Consider the following 20,626-nt stretch of genomic DNA (forward strand, 5'->3'; position numbering starts at 1 on the left):
TTACATAGTCCGTACAGCTGCATTTTTAAATCGATAACTCTTGAGAAAGTTTATACATATCATCGTTTATCATGTGCTTATCATGAAGGACTTTTGAAATATCATGATCGACTAATACATTTTTTTCAATTCCTACCATTCTACCTGCTTGACCCTCTAATATTAAGTCAACAGCTTGTGCACCAAGTCTACTTGCAAGCACTCGATCAGAAGCACTTGGAGATCCACCTCTTTGTATATGTCCTAAAACAGTAACTCTCGTTTCTAAATCAGTAGATTCTTCAATTTGTTTTCCGTAATCAAACCCACTGCCTACTCCCTCAGCTAAAACAATAATACTATGTTTTTTACCACGTTTACGACCGCGCTTCAATTTATTTACAACTGTTGCAAAATCTTCTTCTCTTTCTGGAATAAGGATACTCTCTGCACCATCGGCTAATCCTGCCCATAATGCTAAATCGCCAGCATTTCTCCCCATAACTTCAATGATGTATGTTCTTTCATGAGAAGTTGCTGTATCGCGAACTTTATCAATTGCTTCAATTACTGTATTTAATGCTGTATCGAATCCAATTGTAAAATCTGTACCTGCAATATCATTGTCAATCGTTCCTGGTACGCCAATGCAAGGATAGCCTTTTTCTGTTAGCTTTTGCGCTCCACGAAAGCTACCATCGCCTCCGATTACAATCAAGCCTTCAATGCCAAATTTATTTAGCTGTTCAATGGCTTTCTTTTGGCCGGCATCTGTTTTAAATTCTTCACTTCTTGCAGAATATAGAATTGTACCTCCACGATGAATGATATCACCAACAGAACCAATTTCCATTCGTTCTATATTACCTTCCATTAAACCTTGATAGCCGTATTTAATGCCATAGACTTCAACGTTATGGTAAATAGCTTTTCTAACTACTGCTCGAATAGCAGCATTCATCCCTGGTGCGTCTCCACCACTTGTTAATACACCTATTTTTTTCATTGTTACATTCCACCTCTGGTCTTACAAGTTTAATTTAGAAAAACTCAGCTTATCACCAGGCCTTTAGCGAATGCTTCCGTTTTTCTTAGGCTACAACTTCTAACATTTATAACTTTCCTATCGTATTAGAAAAACTTGGCTTGTCGCCAAGTTTTATGGCGAAAGCTGTAGTTTTCTTATACTATAGACCTTTAAACTTTTATACTTTCTTATAGTATAAAAAAGGTCCTCTCTTAAAAGATAATGGGAAATGCTTAAAATAGCAATCGAAAGCTTGTAAAATAATGCACATTTTAAAATGTAAGCCCTTTTTTTGAACGTTTTTTTACAAACGTTGTTACTTGCACTAATTGAAGATTCACTTTATACTTCCCTATAATGTAAAAAATAATGCAACACCTTGTACGCAAGACAATGAGAATTGAGAATAGAGGGAGACAAAAATTCTGCCTACCCCCTTATCATCACAAACATATTTCTCCCATGAGCCTTCTTTTAAATAGCATAGTTACACGAATTTGTTGCTCTTCTGAAATTCATCCCTTAAAGTTTTCGAGTATAAAACATATGTTTATTTATCATATTGTTCGTAATTAAAGGATCTGATAGGAACCCATTTTCTTATACTTTTCCCATCTTTTTTCAAGTAATTCTTCTATAGAATACTTTTCTAATGTACGTAACGAATGATCGATTACTTCGTTTAAATAACTTGCTTGTTGGTTTAAATCACGGTGCGCTCCGCCCTTAGGCTCTGGTATAATTTGATCAATTAACCCAAGTTTTTTCAAATCATAAGCAGTTATTTGCATAGATTCTGCTGCTTGTTGCGCATAGCTAGCATCTTTCCATAATATAGAAGCTGCCCCTTCTGGAGAAATAACGGAGTAAGTGCTATTTTCTAACATAAGAATTTCATCACCAACTCCAAGTCCTAATGCACCACCACTGCCACCTTCACCTATAACAACACAAATAATAGGAACGGTTAGTCCCGCCATTTCTATTAAATTTCTTGCAATAGCTTCACTTTGACCCCTTTCTTCTGCTGCTTTTCCTGGATAAGCTCCTTTTGTATCGATAAAGCAGATAATTGGTCTTGAAAATTTTTCCGCTTGTTTCATGTGACGTAATGCTTTCCGATAACCTTCCGGGTGTGGCATCCCAAAATTACGGCGAATATTTTCTTTTGTATCCTTACCACGTTGATGACCGATTACGGTTACAGGTTTTTCTTTATAAAAAGCCAGCCCTGTAACAATAGCAGCATCATCTCCAAATGAACGATCCCCATGAAATTCGATAAAATCAGTAAATAATTGCTCAATATAATCTAAAGTAGTTGGTCGTTCAGGGTGCCTGGCTAATTGGACTCGATCCCATGGCTGTAAATTGCCATAAATATCTTCTTCCAATACAGCAAGACGCTTTTCTAATGTTCTAATTTCCTCTGTTAAATCTATATCACTATCGGAGGTGAATCGTTTTAATTCTGCAATTTTTTCTTTTAAGTTTACAATGGGCTTCTCAAAATCCAACACTTGCTTCATGATTCTTTCCCACCTTTTTGATGAAACGATAACAATAGCGCTAAGGTACTCTTCATATCTGATCGATGAACAACTTTATCCAATTGACCATGCTTTAACTGGAACTCAGCCGTTTGAAAGTCATCCGGCAGTTTCTCCCTAATCGTTTGTTCTATAATCCTTCTACCAGCAAAACCAATTAACGCGCCCGGTTCTGCAAGATGATAATCTCCAATAGAAGCAAAGCTTGCCGAAACGCCGCCTGTAGTAGGGTGAGTCATAACTGATATCATTAGCCCCCCTGCATCACTAAAAAGTTTTACAGCTACAGAAGTTTTAGCCATTTGCATTAAACTTAGCAATCCTTCTTGCATTCTCGCGCCTCCTGAAGCCGTAAAAATAATAAATGGGATCTTTTCTTCTTTTGCTTGTTCAATGGCACGAGCTATTTTCTCACCAATTACCGATCCCATACTTCCCATACGAAATGAAGAGTCCATTACGGCAAAAGCTGTTTCTTTACCATCGATAGTACCTTTCCCAGTAACTACGCCTTCACGAAGACCTGTTTTTTCCTGATCTTTCTTTATTTTTTCTTCATATCCAGGAAAATCTAAAGGGTTGCCAGTTGATAATTGCTTGTCCCACTCCTCAAAACTTGCTTCATCAAATAATGTTTCAATTCGTTGCCAGGCCTGTAATGGATGATGATAATCACAATGAGGGCATACTTGTAAATTTTTGTTCATCTCTTTGCGATAATAAATCTTATGACACCCACTACATTTTTGCATTAAACCTTCAGGCACATCCGTTTTTGCTTGTTCACTTGGAATAGATGCGTATCTTTTTCGCTTGCCAAAAAAATCTTTAAGCAAGACAATTCCTCCTTTTTTTCAAAACGACCCCTAATACGTATGATGAAGCTATGGCTTATATACGCTCAGAAATGTATTATGTTCGTTTAGAGAAACAACAAAAGAAAATTCTTACTTACTTATAAGTCTTCTGTTGTCTCAGAAAAGTTAAAAGTGCTTTTAAAGATTATTTACATAGTACACTTAATATGGCATCTTTTTGAACACGCACTTTTAGCCATTATACAAAAAAATCATGAAGAATACTGTCAAAAAACGTCAAATGTTATATTTTATTTTTGAATCATTTTTTCAAACAACGTTTCAATCCCTTGATAATTCTGTGTTTCATACATATGAATTAACTCTTTATAAAAAAAATTATGATTGCTGATTTCTTGTTCAACTGCCAAAAATTCATACATTAAGCTCCATACTTTTGCTAATAGTTTATTGTTGGATTTCTTAAAAATACATTGAAAAAAAATAGCATGCATATCTTTTAGCGAGTCTGCTTCTTGATAAATAATAGCTTGTAAATAAAGTATATCTTGCTTTGTTATATTCCAAAAAGCTAGTTTCGCAGCTTCTTTTTCCAAAATTGTAATGACATCTGCTAAATCCAACCTCGTTTGTTTCTCTTGTAAGATAAAGGAAGCAAGTAATTCCACAGTTTGAAAAGACTGATATGTACTTAAAAATGTTCCTTCACCACGTCTGGTTTCTATTAATCCTAAAAATTCCATTGCACGTAACGCTTCTCGAATAGAAGATCGGCCAGCACCAAGCGTATGCGCAAGCTCCCTTTCGGAGGGGAGCTTGTCACCAGGCTGTAAATGTTGCGCATCCATGTATTGACGGATTTTTTGGAGAATTCCTTGGTATGCTTTCTGTTTATGAGACATGGACACAGCCATGATTCACTCCTTTTAACAGATTACTTATTCTCAATTTGCGAGAGCTTTCTTGTTTTTTCAGCTATCTCTTCAGGATCTATTTCCATTCTAGCCACTCCGGATTCCATAGCAGCTTTAGCTACGCTTTTGGCTACAATAGGTGCTACTCTTGGATCAAACGGAGCTGGAATAACATAATTTTCGTCTAATTCACTTTCGGTAATTAGTGATGCAATTGCTTCGGCAGCTGCAACTTTCATTTTTTCATTAATTCTTGTTGCCCGAACATCAAGCGCTCCTCGAAAAATACCTGGGAAGGCAAGTACATTATTTACTTGGTTTGGAAAATCAGATCTGCCTGTTCCAATAACTTTCGCACCAGCTTCTTTTGCATCTTCAGGCATTATCTCAGGTTCAGGATTAGCCATTGCGAAAATTATTGAATTATCTTTCATTTTCGCAACCATATCCTTGGATAACGCCCCCCCAACAGATACACCTATAAACACATCTGCTCCCTCAAGCATTTCTTCTAGACTGCCTGATTTCTTGTCTTGATTCGTGAACGTTGCTACGCGTTCCTTCACATCATTCATACCTTCTGCACGACCCTCATAAATGGCTCCCCTTGAATCACACATTATCATGTCCCGAACACCGAAGAAATAAAGCAATTTAATAATAGCGATTCCAGCTGCCCCTGCTCCGTTAGCAACTACTTTAATATCTGAAAATGATTTCCCAACTAACTTTAATGCATTAATTAATCCAGCAACAGTAACAATAGCTGTTCCATGTTGATCATCATGGAAAATCGGAATGTTTGTCTCTTTTTTTAATCGTTCTTCAATAGTAAAGCATTTTGGTGCAGCAATATCTTCTAAATTCACGCCACCAAATGTCGGTTCTATTACTTTAACTGCTTGTACAATTTCTTCCACGTCTTGGGTGCCTAAACAAATAGGAAAGGAGTCTACACCGGCAAAGCTTTTAAATAACACAGACTTTCCTTCCATTACAGGAAGTGCAGCCTCTGCCCCGATATTACCAAGACCTAACACTGCTGATCCGTCACTAACAACGGCAACCATATTTCCTTTCATGGTATAGTCATAAACTGTGTCTACACGATCGTGAATTTCTTTACATGGTTCAGCTACTCCTGGAGAGTATGCTAGACTTAACTCATCCGCATTCGTAACAGGCATTTTGGAATCCGTCGTTAATTTCCCTTTATTAACTTTATGAACATGTAGCGCTTTATCTCGTAAGCTTGCCATTTTTCATCTTCGCTCCCTTTCATAGAAAAAATAATTTCTTCCATCCATCAGTGGTCTGACCACCAGTAACTACTACATTATAACAGATGCTCCGTTTCTGTAAAACAATGCTGTTTTCTAATCAGGATACTTAGTACATCTATATTTGAATTAACAAACAAATGCCTTTTCCTCCTAAAGTTATTTTTTCATCTCAATCATCCTTCGAAAACTTTCATCCAACGTTAGAGCAATGAACAAAAGATTACCTTATGGGTTGATATTAGATACCTATATGCCCACTAACTTTTAGAGCAGGCTAAATAGTCACTTGTCATATACAACTTGATGGATACCGAAGTAGTCTTGTAAACGCTGGATGCAAAGTAAATTCGGTGCAAGGTTGTATTCCTTGGATAATTGGTACGTTTGTTGTAGACTTTCTTGAAAAACAATTACTGGAGTATTTCCAGGGAAATAACGAGCTACCTCGCTAATTTTAGCTAAGTCTGCTTTAATATCTTTTCCTGTTAATTTTATAAACAGCCGATCTGTGCTTGTTTTATCTTCTAAAACAGACTCTTCAAAACTTTGGATAGCAGATAATAATGTTTGTAGTCCATTGCTTCTAGCCTCCAGCTTACCTTTTGCTACTACTAGCATACCTTCTTCCCACCAACGATGGACTTGTCGATATAATTCAGGAAAGACAACTGCCTCCATTTCATCTGTTTCATCACTAATGGTAATAAAGGCCATTGGGTCGCCACGTTTTGTACGGATAGTTTTGATAGATTGAATAACACATGCACTTCTATGTTTAAAACCATGCCCTCTTTTTCTAGCTGCATCTATGGTAATATACCCTGCTCGCTGTAGTTGTTTTCGATAAACTGTAACAGGATGACTAGATATATATATACCGAGTAATTCTTTTTCATCAGATAGTTTTTTTATTACCGAGAAATCCTCTATTTCTACATAATCGCCTTCCAATTCAAGGTTGTTCGTTAGTAAGCTTACTTGCTCTTGGAACTCACCAAACAACTCACCTTGCTCCATTGCTTGGTCAATAGTTGCTAATAAGCTAGCACGATTTTTATGCAGCTCATCAAAAGCTCCTGATAGAACTAATAGCTCAATGATTGTTCGGTTAATTACTTTTAAGGAAGTACGTAAGCAGAAGTCGAATAAATTTTGAAAAGGTCGCTCTTTACGTGCTCGAATAATTTCGGAAACTGCCTGATTTCCTACCCCTTTAATTTGTAACAAACCCATTCGGATGTGTTTTCCTTCGACTGCATATTTTCCAAAACTATTATTGATCGATGGACCAAGTAATTTTATATGCAGTTCCTTTATTTCTCTCCGATACAAGGTAATTTTCTGATGTTGTTGCATCGAAGCACTTAATAATTCAGCGAAAAAAACTTGCGGATAATGACATTTTAAGTATGCTAGCTGATAAGAAATACGACTATAAGCCACAGCATGACTCCGATTAAATCCGTAATTCGAAAATCGGACAATCCAAGCAAATAATTCATTTGCTACCGATTGACTATACCCTTGCTGTATGCATCCATTAATAAACGCGGATTTTTGTTCTTCCATGACCTCTTCTTGTTTTTTACTTACTGCCCTTCGAAGTAAGTCAGCCTGTCCAAGGGAGAAACCAGCAATGCGATGAGCAATTTGCATAAGTTGTTCCTGGTAAATTAACACACCATAGGTTTTTTCTAAAATAGTTGCGAGATCTGGATGTGGATAAGAAATCTTTTCTACACCATGCTTCCGGTTTATATAAGTTTTAATGAAATCCATTGGTCCAGGACGATATAATGCGTTAACTGCAACTATATCTTCAAAATGAGTTGGCTTTAAATCTTGTAATACTTGCTTCATTCCCTGTGATTCCAATTGAAACACACCGTTTGTTCTTCCTTGTTGCAACAATAAAAAGGTTTTCCGATCTTCTTGAGGAATTTCTTCTAATGAGACAGCCTTTTTATATTCGTAACGTATTTTTTGCAGTATTTGTTCTATGAGAGTTAAATTTCGTAAGCCTAATAAGTCAATTTTTAATAAACCTATAGCTTCGACATCATTCATTGCATATTGTGTTAAATACATTGTACCAGCACCAGAAGTTAAAGGTGCATATTCCATAAGCGGTTCTTTAGAGATAACAATTCCAGCTGCATGAGTAGAAATATGTCTAGGGATACCTTCTAGCACCGTAGCTACCTTAAACAAACGACGTAGCACTTCCGAATGCTTTATATAATCTTTTAATGCACTTGAATCTTGAACAATTTGCACAAGATTTTTTTTCGACTGCACTGGAATGTGCCGTAACACAAAAGCAGCATCTTGTTTATTAATATCCATCGTTTTTATAAGCTCGCGCATTAAAGAGCGGGCAGCAAACGTTCCAAATGTAATGATTTGCGCTACGTGCTCTGAGCCATATTTCCTTTGTACATAATCCACAACTTCCTCTCTACGTGTATCCGAGAAGTCGATATCAATATCAGGCATTGTCATTCGATTTGGGTTAAGAAAACGTTCAAATAACAACTCATATTTGATAGGGTCAATATCTGTAATTCCTAATAAATAAGCTACCAAAGAACCAGCCGCTGATCCTCTTCCAGGCCCAACGACAATGTTATTTGTTTTTGCAAAATCAACCATATCTGCAACAATTAAGAAATAATCACTAAACCCCATTTGTTCAATAATATTAAGTTCATGATGTAAACGTTCTCGGATCTCATCTGTTACTTTTGTATATTTTTGTGATAAAACTGCAAAACATTTCTCTGTTAAATAACAATGAGGCTGTTGGTTTTCTGGAAGCGGAAATGAAGGCAGATGTTGTTGTTCAAAATTAATATTTAAATTACATTTTTCTACAATGCTTGCAGTTTCTTCAACCGCCTCAGGCCACTCAGAAAAATACTGTTGCATTTCCTTTTCTGAACACAAATGATGATTACGCCATTTATCATCAACATAAGTGCCATCCCAAATTCGCTGTACTTTCATCGCCTGTAAACAATCATACGCAAGCACATCTTTTTTATTCAAATATCGAACATCATGCATAGCCACAACGGAATCATGATACATTTCTTGAAACTGTTTTACCTCTGCAAAAAAAGATGGGTGATTACTTCCATCGCCATAAGACTCTAATGCTATATAAAAGTCGTTCTCACCAAAAGCTTGTCTATATGCGGATATATATTCATTCAGTTCAACAAAGGATTTATTTCGCAATTGTTTTACTATATTGCCATGATTGAAAGAGAGAATGCCGACACAATCTGCAGTATATGTTAAGAGCTGTTCCACTTCTATGAAAGACAGTTCTTCAGTTCTTAGCCAGGTACTTAATTTAATTAGTTCTTGAAAACCTTGATTTGATTTCGCTAAAATAACCATTTCGTGAGCTTCTTCTTGGCTATCGCCTACTAAAATAGTCAAACCAATAATTGGCTTCAAACCGTTATTCTTTGCAGCTTTATAAAACTTGATCGCCCCATGAAGCACTTGTTCATCTGTTAGTGCTAAAGCAGTATAACCAAGTTCTGCCGCTCGTTGCACCAATTCTTCAATGGTAATTGTACTGTTTAACAAGCTATAGCTACTGCGTATTTGTAAATGTGTAAAAACCATTGTATCCCACCTTCACATGCTCTATCCCATATTATATCAATCAATGAAGAACGTGCATAAGGAAAAGCCGCGGTTAGCATAACTTGTTCTATTGTTTCATAAATATATAGTAGCAAATATACCATTCCTATAAGTAGAAAACAACAGACATTAGCGTTTTGTTTACAAGCACTAACTTAGCTCTTTGACAAGCATCAGCTATAAACCAAAAAACCTTATACGTTCCTATAGTGCAAAAAAGACAACCTTTTACAATTTTTATGATTTATCCACAATCTATAAGCATATGCTTTACTATCTATTCATTTTTTATAAAATAATCGCGTTACATTATATGGAGGAGAAACAAAGAGGGGGAAATGATAAACATGGAAGAACGCTTTTTTGAAACATTTATTCATTGTTATTTTATAGCTTTTGGCGTAGTTATTGGCGGATCCATCCTCGGAAGTGTAGGTGCATTTATTACAGGAAACGCGCCGTTAACAGAGATCGGGCGAATCGCAGTGCAGTTAAGAATATGGGCTATCGTAGCAGCTATTGGAGGAACATTTGATGCAATAGCAAATTTTGAAAGAGGCATTTATGACGGCTCTACCATGGACTTATTTAAACAAGCGTTATTTATCCTATCTGCAATGGGAGGAGTAAAAACAGCTATTTTACTTCTGAATTGGTTAACACAGGAGGATATAGCATAATGCACATTCCTCCATATCATAAAAAAGTGACATGGCAACGTTTTTTTGTAGGAGTAATGGTTGGAGGGGTAATAGCCTATTGTATCTTGCTTTATATGTACGGAACAATGTATGAAGATCTAATTATCCGAACGAATCATATGCAAAGTGAAATAAGTCAATTAAGGAATCAAAATGAATCACTTCTTGCCGATAATGACGAACTTAATGAAAAATCAGTAAAGCAAGTTGCTATTGAATCCATCTCATTTACGGTCGAAAATACAGAAGAATTACGAATAGATCGCTTAATTGCAGGTAAATTAGAAGAACTGGTACAAGAGGAATTAAAACATATTATAGGGAAAGATTTATCTATAATTGCTGAAAGTGATAGCTTAATTGTAGCTTCATTAGAAAATAAAACATTTACTGTTAAAGAGTTTGATTACACTCTTTCCGTTAACAAACTCATTATCTCTAATAATATCAAAATAATGGCTAATGCCAAACGTTCAGCATAGCTAGACTAATAGTACCTCTTATAAAGTATGTGAAATTGAAGGAATATTACTCTTTATAAGAAACGGCTTCCATAAAACATGGACGATATGATCAAAAGAATCCCTTTCAAAAAGGAAATTGCTTTTATTCATGCAATTTTTGCACAATGTATAAACTGATTGTAAATAAGCAAAAAGCAACGATACCAGATAATATGACCTGTATCCAATTTACTTTATCATAAAATAAGCAAGAAACTAAACTGTAAATAATGATAATTGCAAAAGCAAAAACAGACGCTCCACCATACACTTTAAAATTCATAATCATCCTCCTTCTAGCTATTGGAAAATAGCTATTTTTAGAATTCAATAAAAGGCTTGAGGATTTCTTTTATCTTCGCGCGCTTGTTCCGAAAAACTTGGCTATTTGTTTCATGCAAAAAAAGCGTCAACCTTATACGAAGTATGTAGTAATCACTAGAACTACATCATATGCATTTTTTGAACGTTTTATGAAATATCGGAAAATTGTTCATGTTTAACATAATAATCGTTTATACTTATAGTAAGTAAACATTTTTATTCCCGTTTATATTCAAAAATTATATATTACAGAGCCATCTGTCGTTTCTAGCTAATGAGTATAGAAAGGAGTTGATGAAACATGTGGGTAATAAGCCGCAGACAACAAAGAGATGAAAAAATAGCACGTTTGAAACAAGGTGATTCTGCATTTGCAGAATCTCAAGAATTAATTCGATTAATAAAGCGAGATATTGAAAAAGAGCATTTAGAAGTAATCTGTGAAGAAACTGCTTCTGGTTGCTGGTTTATACCAAAGAACAGGAGTAAAACTTCCTAAATTAGAATGTATAACCCTCTCAAAACTTGGTATTCATAAAAACCCACTCTAATATCGCATTACATGCGCTTCGCAAGCGGGATATTTGAGAAGGGGATGCAACTCCCCCTTCTGTTTCTTTATTTCCAGTGCCTTACTAACACTTCTCTTCCTAATAATGCTACGCTTCGTAAGCTTCCACTATCATCTGTAAATCAGCAATTACTTGATCTGCCTCTTCCCACGTTATTACAGTCGCACCAGAGGCCATTGGATGACCGCCACCATTGTACTTGGTTGCTAATTCATTAATGCTTGGCCCTTTAGACCTTAATCGAACGCGAATGCTTTTTTCTTCTTCAACAAAAACAACCCATGCAACAATCCCCTTCACATCTCCCAAAGTACTAACTAACTGACTCGTTTCATTTGGATCAATACCGTATTGTCGCAATAACTCTTTGGTTAATTTTACATAAGCCATTCCAGTGTCATCTATATAAAATTGTTGGTATATGTATCCTTTCAATTTGACTAAATTGTGTTGCATGCTATACAAATTGTCGTATATAACAGAACGGTCAAAGTGATGCGTAATCAGCTCCGCAGCAGCTTTAAATGTCTTCTCCGTAGTACTTGGATATAAAAATCTTCCTGTATCTCCTACAATGCCAGCATACAACAGACGGGCAACATCATCCGTAAGTGTAAATCTGTTATTTTCAGAAGATGTATAAAGTTCGTAAATCATTTTGCTTGTAGAGCTTGCTTTTGTATCCACCCATTGTATGTCTCCATATTCATCGACATTCGGATGGTGATCAATTTTAATAATCTTGTCTCCTAAAGTAAATCGCTGATCAGAAATCCGTTCCCTATTTGCTGTATCACATACAACAACAAGCGCACCTTCATATTGTTCATCAGAGATTATATCCATTTTTGCCAAAAAGGATAAAGAAGCTTCTTCTTCTCCGACTGCATAAACTTCTTTATCAGGAAAAGAATGCTTAACTAATTCCTTTAACCCCACTTGAGAGCCAATTGCATCAGGGTCTGGTCGCACATGTCGATGAATGATAACGGTAGAATATTGTTGAATTAACGCTAATATATTCTTCAAAAAGATCACCTACTAGAAAATGATTTTGTCTATCTGTAGAAATTTTTTTTTATAAAAGGTAAAATGGACAAAGAATCTAATCTTAGATTCAACTGCACTACATATACATTACAAACCACAATAAGATTTGTTGAACATGAATGAAGGGAGAAGTTATATGTTTATTTTTGCAGTAATTACCGTCACAGCATTTGTGCTTTGGATTTATTACAAAGTAGCTATTTTAAACACCAAAGACGGCTTAAAACAAGCTTATTTTAACGCAAAATCACGTATTTGTTTAGGTAGCTTCCTCGTAGCCTTTACGATTAATCAATACATTTATTACGAAACACGTATTTCACTATTCGTTGGAATTGTATTTCTTGTTTTTGCTATTCCCCTTATTAGTCGAGGAATCAAAGAAGTTAAACATTATAAAAGTGAATGGAAGCGATTAAACATGTCCCAATGATTTACGTTAACCATCGTTAGCTACTGTTGCCGACTTTACACTAGTCTATGTAAATTTTGGATGAGGCAGAAAGTATTTATTGCCTCATCCACTTTTATTATCTAGCTTAAAGTGAGAATCTCTCTCTTTTTTAACCACACTGGTTGTTCGTAGTCCATATTTATGACCGAAAAGCTTGTTCCAAAAAGAGGCGTTTGGTGCTGCTGCATGGTTTAAACTTGTCCAATATACATATTATTGTTTGGATCAGAAGACTTGCAGTATGTTATAAAGTTAACGATTCATTAATTGAGCCATTAATAATCCTTTACTGGCAAGTTGCTGTTCCTCATATACTTCAATATCAATCTTAGCATACACTCTACCAATTTCTAATAATTTAGGCTTGATACGTAACGTGCTATCAATTTGCAGGGGCTTAATAAAATAAATCGTTAAATTTTCGGCTACTAAGTCTCCTTTTTTATCCTGTAGCAATAATCTCCTGCTCGCTTCTGTCATTAAAGCTGTACAAACACCACTTGACAATGTTCCGAGTTGATTAGTCATTTGCGGGGCAACTTTCGTTTCAAAAACACCGGGTTCACTCTCTGATTCTACTATGTTTCGCGACACAATATCATCAATCGTCTCACCAATCTGGGGTTGACGTTGATTTTGTTGAAGCGCTTTTAATACGTCTTGCCTAGATATTATTCCCTGTAAATGATTTTGCTCATCTGTTACAGGGATCACTTCAATTCCTTCCCATACCATTAGGTGAGCGACAGAAGCTAAAGAAATATTCGTTTGGACAGTTTTAGGCTGTTTACTCATCACCTTACTAATGGAAGTATCATTCGATTTCCCAACCACATCCTTTGACGTGACGATACCTAAAACCCTCCTCCGATCGTCTACAACCGGAAAACGCGTATGCTTTGAATAATTATTTAAGGCATACCAATCCTCTACCTCGTTACCTTCTTTTAGGTAAAAAGCTTTTTCATAAGGTGTATAAATATCCTCTACCAACACAATTTCCTTTTTTATTAATTGGTCATAGATCGCTCTATTTATCATTGCAGCTACCGTAAATGTATCATAACTGGTTGAAATGATAGGCAATTTTCTTTCATCGGCCAACCTTTTTATGTCTTCTGTCGTATCAAAGCCTCCCGTAATTAAGACTGCGGCTCCTTCTTTAATAGCTAGTTCATGTGCTTTTGTACGGTTACCTACAATTAACAAGGCATCTGCCTCTGTATATCGCATCATGTCTTCTAGCTGCATGGCTCCTATAACAAATTTATTTAAAGTTTTGTGTAACCCTTCTCTTCCGCCTAGAACATGCCCTTCTACAATATTGATCAATTCAGCAAAAGTCAATTGTTCAAAATTATCTTTTTTCTTTTGTTCAATTCGGATTGTGCCTACACGTTCTATCGTACTAACGAGTCCTTTATTTTCTGCATCTTTAATGGCACGATAAGCTGTTCCATCACTCACGTGCAAATCTTTAGCAATTTGTCTAACTGAAATTTTATGACCTACGTCTAAAGAATGAATATGCTCGATAATTTGTTCATGTTTACTTTTCATGGCACATACACCATCTTTCAACTGTACTAATAAATTATTTACCATTTATTATACAGTTGATCTTATAGAAACTCAATGATTATAGGTTTTTCGCTGTTTTTCTCTTTTCTGTTCCATTATTGGAGGCTGAATTATTTGTAATAAAGAAGCGCTATTTGCACCAATTACAAGCAAAAATAAGAATAGCCAACTCCCCCAAAACAATTGCTCAATAGAAGTGACACTTTGTGGTATAAATGGCCAAGCTACGTATAACAAAAATCCAGCAATCAAGATTCTTAAAAGCGCATACTGTCCTTTCATTTATTTTCCTCCTTTCATCGTTTTAGACCTTTAGCTACCGTTTAATGTAGCGTAAAAAAACGTGTCATATACCAATGTATCATCGCATCTCCATAGAAATAAGCAATCCATGTCCCGATTACTATATAAGGAGCAAATGGTGTTGGCTTACCTAAGCTTATTTGATTATATGCTAGTAACACTAAACCAATGATTGATCCAATAATACTTGCAAGGACGAAACTGAGAACAAGGTTGGTAGTACCTAACACGATGCCAAGTAATCCAAATAATTTCACATCCCCCATTCCCATCCCGCCGTGGCTTACAATAACCACCAATAACGGGATAAGCAAACCTACTAGCCCACCTTGAAATGTATCCCACCAAGGATCTAGCGGCTCTAGGACACGCAACAACATAAACACTGGAAGAAAAAATAATAGTAACTGATTGGGAATAACCATGTAGAAAATATCAGATACCAGGCAAATGATAAGTAATGAGCTAACTAATAAAGCAACAACTAATTCCGGGTTCCAACCAATGATAGAATAGCTTATCGTAAACATGGCTGCAGTCAATATTTCAATGATAGGATATATGGAGGAAATTTTATTTTTACAATGTCTGCAACTACGTTTTAAAAAAGCATAGGATAAAACAGGAATTAATTCAAACCAGCTTAGCCTTATACAACAATTGGGACAGCATGATCGCTCTGTTGTAAACGGCTGCTGCTTCGGCAAACGAAGACCAACAACAACAAAGAAAGATCCAAATATAAAACCGCTTAATGAGAAAAATAACAGTCGAACTATTTCCACTACATCATCTCCTTGAATAATAAACCAAGTTTTCCGCCTATATTTTTCGTGTATTTTATGTAAAAAGTGGTATTTTTTCTTAAGAAGAAATACGCACTTTATACGAACCACTTTTAAACATAGCGTACAATTTGGCGTAGATTTGTTGAAATTTATAGTTGATATAAGAGTTTTCTTCAAGAACGTCGGGCTTTTAGAAAAACTTCTACCAAAACATGAGATTGTTTTTTCACTGGAGTTAAAACCAATAACTAAGCGGGGGATTTTTATTTCATTTTGACTATACATTTGAGTGGGTTATAAAGACTTTACAGAAATCTTATGTTGAGTGTAAAGAGGTTTAAGACGAGGTCTTGACCAAAGGGAGTTATAAAGACCGTGGGTAGAGGACCCACGGCTGTTGACTTGTAACGATTACAGATGTAAAGCTTCACCAATCTTCATTACCTTTCCATTACCAGGCTCGACTTGCTTTGCAAAAGCAGCTGCATCTTGTTCAATAACGGGGAAAGTATTGTAATGAATTGGCACAACTGTTTTAGCCCCCACCCATTTCGCAGCAATGAGAGCGTCTTCTGGACCCATCGTAAAATTATCCCCAATTGGAATAAATGCTAGCTCTATATCGTTCATTTCACCAATTAATTTTAAATCAGAGAAAAGTCCTGTATCTCCAGCATGGTAAATGGTTTTTCCTTCAACAGTAAGTAATATACCAGCGGGCATTCCAGTATAAACAATGGAGCCATCTTCTTCTGTATAAGCTGACCCGTGGAAGGCTTGTGTAAACTTTACCGTACCGAAATCAAAGCTATTTTTCCCACCGATATGCATTGGATGCACTTGCAAACCTTTTATTCCTAAAAATTCAGCTAATTCATTTGGCGCAATAACCATTGCATTTGTTCGCTTAGCAATCGAAATCGTATCACCCACATGATCGTTATGACCATGTGTTAATAAAATGTAATCTGGAGAAACGGTTTCAGCATCTAAATCACATGCCTCATTTCCTGAAATGAATGGGTCAATCAATATGTTGTGCTCATCGGTTTCAACTTGTACAACAGAATGACCATGATAAGATATTTTCACAACAAACTCTCCTTTCAAGTATTTTGATTCATTATAGCAAACCTGTCTATATGTTTTATACCCTAAGGGATTATTTTTTACACATTTGAACTGGAGCTTTTGTTAGGTAACCAAGTGTGACCTAAAGTAAATTAAAACAGCTTCCTATCCGATAAATTTTTCTTTGAGCAATAATTTTTAGTAAAACTTGGCTTGTCGCCAAGCCTTTGTTTTTCCTAGACGTTAAACCAAAAATTCTTATCCTTTCTAATAGAGAACATTTTGTGACACGTTACATTCTCCATTCATTTCACACCTTTCTTAAAACCATCTTTGTTATAATAGTACACAAACAATAAAGGAGTGTTATAATCATGGAACAAAGAGTCGAAACACTTTTACAGCATATGGATCAGCAGCATATGGATAGTATTTTAATCACGTCACCGGCAAATGTATATTACATAACGAATTACTTTACTGACCCACATGAACGTCTAGTTGCTGTATATTTACGTAAGCATGATGACCCTATTCTCGTCCTTCCTGCAATGGAGGAAGCAGATGCTAAAAACGCAGGTTGGAAACACTCTATTATTTCGTATCAAGATCACGAAAACCCTTGGGAAATGTTATCTAAAGTAATAAAGAAAAACGAAACTATACCGAAAACAATTGGTGTGGAGTTTAATCATTTTACATTAGACCGTCAAACTATGCTGCAACAGATTTTACCACAAACAGAAATTAGACAAGCTGAAGCGTTATTAGCTCAATTAAGGCTTATTAAAAACGAATATGAATACAAAAGGCTTAAAACAGCAGCAGAACTTGCCGATTTTGGTATAAAAACAGGGGTTGAGGCAATAAAGGAAGGGATAACGGAATTAGAAATTGTCGCTAAAATTGAATTTGAACTAAAAAAACAAGGTGTGCAAGCGATGTCGTTTTCCACGATCGTTCTATCAGGTACAAAAACAGCCTCTCCTCATGGGAACCCATCGTTGAAAAAAATAACTAAAGGTGATTTGGTTTTATTTGACTTAGGCGTTGTATATGAAGGTTATTGTTCTGATATTACAAGAACAGTTGCCTTTAAATCGATTACCAAGGAACAAGATCGTATCTATAACAATGTGTTACATGCACAACAAAAAACGATAGAAACAGCAAAAGCAGGTGTTGCTGTAGGGAAATTAGATCAAGTCGCACGAAACGAAATAAACTCAAATGGATATGGGGACTATTTCACACATCGAATTGGGCACGGTTTAGGTATTCAAACTCACGAATATCCATCTATGCATAGTGATAACACGTTACCATTGCAGGAAAATATGTGCTTTACTGTTGAGCCAGGAATCTACGTACCTAATATTGGAGGTGTACGGATAGAAGATATGCTGTTTATCAAAGAAAGTGATCCAAAAGTTTTAACGCAATTTCCAAAGGAATTAATAATTGTTGATTAGTTAATTGAAAAATGATCGAAAGTGTAGCAATGAATGTAACAAGAAGCAGCGGTGGGTAGCCACGCTGCTTTTTTATTGTCCAGGAAATTATAAAATGGATAAAGAAATCACCAAATAGTCACGTCTAGCTCCATCGCCTAGCAACTAGGCGACTTCACGAAATCATCCTAAGCTAAGGCATCATCGGTTCGTCGCTAAGAGGAAGGCCGACTAAAAACAGGCGCCCCGCGACTTTGGTCTTTGATAAAAACCAAGAAACCTTATTTATGTTGGGTTCATATATTATTACAACTCAAGTAATGTGTGTGGGTCGACATAGTTCATTTCATGAGCATTTGCGACACCTTGATGAGTTACAATTCCTTTCCATGTATTTACCCCTTTTAAGAGTGATTCGTTATTTTGAAAAGCGGTCTCGACTCCAAAGTTAGCCAATTGCAAAGCATATGGCACAGTGACATTCGTCAACCCAATAGTAGACGTTCTAGGAACAGCTCCTGGCATATTAGCTACCGAGTAATGTAAGACACCATGCTTCGTATAAGTTGGGTCATCATGCGTAGTCACATGATCACTCGTCTCAAATATTCCTCCTTGATCAATAGCTACATCTACAATGACAGACCCATCAGACATATTTTGTACCATTTCTTCCGTTACTAATTTTGGTGCTTTCGCTCCAGGGATTAGCACGGCTCCTATGACAAGATCCGACTCAGCTAAAGCAAGACTTATATTCATTGGATTCGACATCATCGTATTAATCGAGAAACCAAAAATATCATCAAGCTGTCGTAAACGTTCTGGATTTAAATCAATTAGAGTTACATCTGCTCCTAAACCGACAGCTATTTTGGCCGCGTTTGTTCCAACAACTCCACCACCAATAATAGTGATTTTGGCACGTCTGACGCCAGGAATTCCGCTTAACAGAATACCTTTTCCACCTTTTGTTTTCTCTAGAAACTGAGCGCCGATTTGTGAAGCCATCTTCCCAGCTACTTCACTCATAGGTGTTAAAAGCGGCAATGTATTATTTGGTAATTGCACTGTCTCATAAGCAATTGCAGTTACTTTTTTATTAACTAGTTCCTTCGTTAATTCTGCTTCTGCAGCTAAATGCAAATATGTAAATAAAATTTGACCTTCATAAAAATAACTATATTCTTCTGGTAAAGGCTCTTTTACTTTCATTACCATTTCTTGTGACCATGCTTCTTTCGGGCTTGAAACAATGGTAGCCCCAGCATTTACGTATTGCTCATCAGAAAAACCTGAGCCTAAACCTGCATTTGTTTCCATGAAAATTTGATGACCAGCCTTTGTTAATGTTAATACACCAGACGGAGCCATGGCCACCCTATTTTCATTGTTTTTTATCTCTTTTGGTACTCCGATATTCATTTTGTAAATACCTCCTTCATAAATATAATTCATTTATAATCTAACAGTATCAAATATTTAAAAAAATAGGAAGTAGAAAGAAACTGAAACATACATTTTTTTGAAAAAATTTCCTAACAGCTTATGAAAATGTTTAAAATGGGGATAAGTGATCATTAACAATTGGAATGAAGGGGATAGGAAGAAAAATTATGATGAACGACCGTTTCTTTGCCTACAGGAAAAGAGACTCACTAGTCTTTAACGGAAAACCGTAGCGACGAGAGTCTCTATTAAGAAGAATTAATTTTTTCGATTATTAAAAGTATAGATCCCCTTATTATTATGCAGTTGTTCCACAACCCCACTTTGATAGCTTTCATTTAACTGATTTCGAACTGCCTCTACACCTTTTTCATCTGTAAACAATTTCTTAGAACCATGATTTTGCTGATTATTTTTCGCCAAATATATCCCTCTTTCACTGAATAGAGATTGTAGCAAAAGCGAAATTGCTTTTGAACTTACTTATAGTATTGCCTTGATATGTAGCGATATTATAATATTATTTTAACAAAAACACCATATATTGATTGTTGTAAAAGTAAAATGGGTATATAGTGGAAATAGGAAGGGGAGATGAAAAGTGGAATATAAAAATATTGTTGTTGCTGTAGATGGATCTGAAGCATCTGAAAAAGCATTTAAGAAATCACTCGCTATCGCCAAAAGGAATAACGATGCAAGGCTCATTCTAGCACATGTTGTTGATTCTCGAACATTTGCTACTGCAGAAGCATACGATCGTACTTTAGCAGAAAGAGCAGATGAGTATGCAAAAGAGCTACTAGATACTTATGTTGATAACGCTAAAGGAGCGGGAGTGGACGATTTAGTACGTTGTGTGGAATATGGATCTCCGAAAGTAAAAATCGCAAAAGATATTGCCAAACAATTTGAAGCGGATTTAATTATTTGTGGAGCAACAGGTATGAACGCGGTAGAAAGATTTTTAATTGGAAGCGTATCCGAAAACATTACTCGTTACGCTACATGTGACGTTCTTGTCGTTCGATAAAGGCTTTAACCGTACACAGCGCTTCCGTTAGCGAAGCGCTGTCTGAACTGTTTTTACTATAGCAACAAGTTTTTAAAAAGGTTTTGTCATGGCTAAACCACGCAAAACCTTTTTA

General features: G+C 36.0%; 20 protein-coding genes. 6 read left to right on the plus strand and 14 right to left on the minus strand.

Going from position 1 to position 20,626, the window contains the following annotated elements; genetic code table 11:
* Positions 1-25: 25 nt before the first annotated feature.
* The 6 genes from pfkA to dnaE all read right to left on the minus strand — a co-directional run bounded on the left by pfkA (position 26) and on the right by dnaE (position 9,210).
* A complete protein-coding gene (gene pfkA, locus HLX49_RS05295) occupies positions 26-985 on the minus strand; it encodes a 6-phosphofructokinase (RefSeq protein ID WP_296360952.1) in 960 nt (319 codons plus the stop codon).
* 593 nt (positions 986-1,578) lie between these two features.
* Positions 1,579-2,535, minus strand: a complete 957-nt coding sequence (gene accA / locus HLX49_RS05300; protein ID WP_073010095.1) for an acetyl-CoA carboxylase carboxyl transferase subunit alpha — start codon at positions 2,533-2,535, stop codon at positions 1,579-1,581.
* Entirely contained in the window at positions 2,532-3,392 is an 861-nt protein-coding gene (accD, locus tag HLX49_RS05305; RefSeq protein WP_077703290.1) for an acetyl-CoA carboxylase, carboxyltransferase subunit beta, read from the minus strand. Before accD ends, accA begins: the two co-directional genes overlap by 4 nt.
* A 272-nt stretch (positions 3,393-3,664) precedes the next feature.
* Complete coding sequence (locus tag HLX49_RS05310) at positions 3,665-4,288, minus strand: FadR/GntR family transcriptional regulator (RefSeq protein ID WP_296360953.1); 624 nt, start codon at positions 4,286-4,288, stop codon at positions 3,665-3,667.
* A 20-nt stretch (positions 4,289-4,308) separates the two neighbouring features.
* On the minus strand, positions 4,309-5,547 hold the full coding sequence (ystJ, locus tag HLX49_RS05315; protein ID WP_077703287.1) for an NADP-dependent malic enzyme: 1,239 nt from the start codon (positions 5,545-5,547) through the stop codon (positions 4,309-4,311).
* A 306-nt stretch (positions 5,548-5,853) separates the two neighbouring features.
* On the minus strand, positions 5,854-9,210 hold the full coding sequence (gene dnaE, locus HLX49_RS05320; protein WP_296360954.1) for a DNA polymerase III subunit alpha: 3,357 nt from the start codon (positions 9,208-9,210) through the stop codon (positions 5,854-5,856).
* Between the two features lie 368 nt (positions 9,211-9,578).
* On the opposite strand from dnaE, the gene ytrH reads away from it, so the two are divergent.
* Together ytrH and ytrI are read left to right on the plus strand one after the other, a co-directional pair.
* Positions 9,579-9,911 (plus strand): sporulation membrane protein YtrH, encoded by a 333-nt coding sequence (gene ytrH, locus HLX49_RS05325; RefSeq protein WP_073010088.1) that lies wholly within the window; start codon positions 9,579-9,581, stop codon positions 9,909-9,911.
* Positions 9,911-10,414 (plus strand): sporulation membrane protein YtrI, encoded by a 504-nt coding sequence (gene ytrI, locus HLX49_RS05330; RefSeq protein WP_296360955.1) that lies wholly within the window; start codon positions 9,911-9,913, stop codon positions 10,412-10,414. The genes ytrH and ytrI overlap by 1 nt, the downstream gene beginning before the upstream one ends.
* A gap of 124 nt (positions 10,415-10,538) precedes the next feature.
* Here ytrI and HLX49_RS05335 read toward each other — a convergent pair whose 3' ends face one another.
* Entirely contained in the window at positions 10,539-10,718 is a 180-nt protein-coding gene (locus tag HLX49_RS05335) for a hypothetical protein (protein ID WP_077703284.1), read from the minus strand.
* A gap of 342 nt (positions 10,719-11,060) precedes the next feature.
* On the opposite strand from HLX49_RS05335, the gene HLX49_RS05340 reads away from it, so the two are divergent.
* Positions 11,061-11,258, plus strand: a complete 198-nt coding sequence (locus HLX49_RS05340; protein ID WP_077703283.1) for a YtzJ family protein — start codon at positions 11,061-11,063, stop codon at positions 11,256-11,258.
* A gap of 160 nt (positions 11,259-11,418) precedes the next feature.
* Here the strand turns inward: HLX49_RS05340 and HLX49_RS05345 are convergent, their stop codons facing one another.
* A complete protein-coding gene (locus HLX49_RS05345) occupies positions 11,419-12,366 on the minus strand; it encodes a DHH family phosphoesterase (RefSeq protein ID WP_296360963.1) in 948 nt (315 codons plus the stop codon).
* 151 nt (positions 12,367-12,517) lie between these two features.
* On the opposite strand from HLX49_RS05345, the gene HLX49_RS05350 reads away from it, so the two are divergent.
* Positions 12,518-12,814, plus strand: a complete 297-nt coding sequence (locus tag HLX49_RS05350) for a YtpI family protein (protein ID WP_077703282.1) — start codon at positions 12,518-12,520, stop codon at positions 12,812-12,814.
* A 273-nt stretch (positions 12,815-13,087) separates the two neighbouring features.
* On the opposite strand, the gene HLX49_RS05355 is transcribed toward HLX49_RS05350, so the two are convergent.
* The 4 genes from HLX49_RS05355 to HLX49_RS05370 form a co-directional block, all read right to left on the minus strand.
* Positions 13,088-14,395, minus strand: coding sequence for a DRTGG domain-containing protein (locus tag HLX49_RS05355; RefSeq protein WP_077703281.1), 1,308 nt, complete (start codon positions 14,393-14,395; stop codon positions 13,088-13,090).
* Positions 14,396-14,467: 72 nt separating this feature from the next.
* A complete protein-coding gene (locus HLX49_RS05360; RefSeq protein WP_077703280.1) occupies positions 14,468-14,698 on the minus strand; it encodes a hypothetical protein in 231 nt (76 codons plus the stop codon).
* 41 nt (positions 14,699-14,739) lie between these two features.
* Positions 14,740-15,504: a prepilin peptidase gene (locus HLX49_RS05365; protein WP_254843956.1), complete on the minus strand. Its 765-nt coding sequence runs from the start codon at positions 15,502-15,504 to the stop codon at positions 14,740-14,742.
* Positions 15,505-15,918: 414 nt separating this feature from the next.
* Positions 15,919-16,599: a metal-dependent hydrolase gene (locus tag HLX49_RS05370; protein ID WP_077703278.1), complete on the minus strand. Its 681-nt coding sequence runs from the start codon at positions 16,597-16,599 to the stop codon at positions 15,919-15,921.
* A 353-nt stretch (positions 16,600-16,952) separates the two neighbouring features.
* Here HLX49_RS05370 and HLX49_RS05375 point away from each other — a divergent pair, with 353 nt between their 5' ends.
* The gene (locus tag HLX49_RS05375; protein ID WP_296360956.1) at positions 16,953-18,050 is read left to right on the plus strand and encodes a M24 family metallopeptidase; all 1,098 of its coding nucleotides are present in this window, start codon (positions 16,953-16,955) and stop codon (positions 18,048-18,050) included.
* 285 nt (positions 18,051-18,335) lie between these two features.
* Here the strand turns inward: HLX49_RS05375 and ald are convergent, their stop codons facing one another.
* The gene (gene ald, locus HLX49_RS05380) at positions 18,336-19,454 is read right to left on the minus strand and encodes an alanine dehydrogenase (RefSeq protein WP_077703276.1); all 1,119 of its coding nucleotides are present in this window, start codon (positions 19,452-19,454) and stop codon (positions 18,336-18,338) included.
* 282 nt (positions 19,455-19,736) lie between these two features.
* Positions 19,737-19,901, minus strand: a complete 165-nt coding sequence (locus HLX49_RS05385) for a hypothetical protein (RefSeq protein ID WP_164085509.1) — start codon at positions 19,899-19,901, stop codon at positions 19,737-19,739.
* Positions 19,902-20,079: 178 nt separating this feature from the next.
* Here HLX49_RS05385 and HLX49_RS05390 point away from each other — a divergent pair, with 178 nt between their 5' ends.
* A complete protein-coding gene (locus HLX49_RS05390; protein WP_077703275.1) occupies positions 20,080-20,511 on the plus strand; it encodes a universal stress protein in 432 nt (143 codons plus the stop codon).
* Positions 20,512-20,626 lie beyond the last annotated feature (115 nt).

Source organism: Virgibacillus sp. (genome assembly GCF_013393565.1).
GTDB lineage: Bacteria > Bacillota > Bacilli > Bacillales > Amphibacillaceae > Virgibacillus > Virgibacillus dokdonensis.

What these genes read in the sequence shown, in the direction of transcription:
- HLX49_RS05350 (WP_077703282.1), top strand. Translation starts at nt 12,518, where the DNA reads ATGTTTATTTTTGCAGTAATTACCGTCACAGCATTTGTGCTTTGGATT.
- ald (WP_077703276.1), bottom strand. Translation starts at nt 19,454, where the DNA reads ATGAATATCGGAGTACCAAAAGAGATAAAAAACAATGAAAATAGGGTG.
- HLX49_RS05310 (WP_296360953.1), bottom strand. Translation starts at nt 4,288, where the DNA reads ATGGCTGTGTCCATGTCTCATAAACAGAAAGCATACCAAGGAATTCTC.
- ytrH (WP_073010088.1), top strand. Translation starts at nt 9,579, where the DNA reads ATGGAAGAACGCTTTTTTGAAACATTTATTCATTGTTATTTTATAGCT.
- HLX49_RS05360 (WP_077703280.1), bottom strand. Translation starts at nt 14,698, where the DNA reads ATGAAAGGACAGTATGCGCTTTTAAGAATCTTGATTGCTGGATTTTTG.
- HLX49_RS05355 (WP_077703281.1), bottom strand. Translation starts at nt 14,395, where the DNA reads ATGAAAAGTAAACATGAACAAATTATCGAGCATATTCATTCTTTAGAC.
- HLX49_RS05340 (WP_077703283.1), top strand. Translation starts at nt 11,061, where the DNA reads ATGTGGGTAATAAGCCGCAGACAACAAAGAGATGAAAAAATAGCACGT.
- ytrI (WP_296360955.1), top strand. Translation starts at nt 9,911, where the DNA reads ATGCACATTCCTCCATATCATAAAAAAGTGACATGGCAACGTTTTTTT.
- accA (WP_073010095.1), bottom strand. Translation starts at nt 2,535, where the DNA reads ATGAAGCAAGTGTTGGATTTTGAGAAGCCCATTGTAAACTTAAAAGAA.
- ystJ (WP_077703287.1), bottom strand. Translation starts at nt 5,547, where the DNA reads ATGGCAAGCTTACGAGATAAAGCGCTACATGTTCATAAAGTTAATAAA.
- pfkA (WP_296360952.1), bottom strand. Translation starts at nt 985, where the DNA reads ATGAAAAAAATAGGTGTATTAACAAGTGGTGGAGACGCACCAGGGATG.
- HLX49_RS05375 (WP_296360956.1), top strand. Translation starts at nt 16,953, where the DNA reads ATGGAACAAAGAGTCGAAACACTTTTACAGCATATGGATCAGCAGCAT.
- HLX49_RS05335 (WP_077703284.1), bottom strand. Translation starts at nt 10,718, where the DNA reads ATGAATTTTAAAGTGTATGGTGGAGCGTCTGTTTTTGCTTTTGCAATT.
- dnaE (WP_296360954.1), bottom strand. Translation starts at nt 9,210, where the DNA reads ATGGTTTTTACACATTTACAAATACGCAGTAGCTATAGCTTGTTAAAC.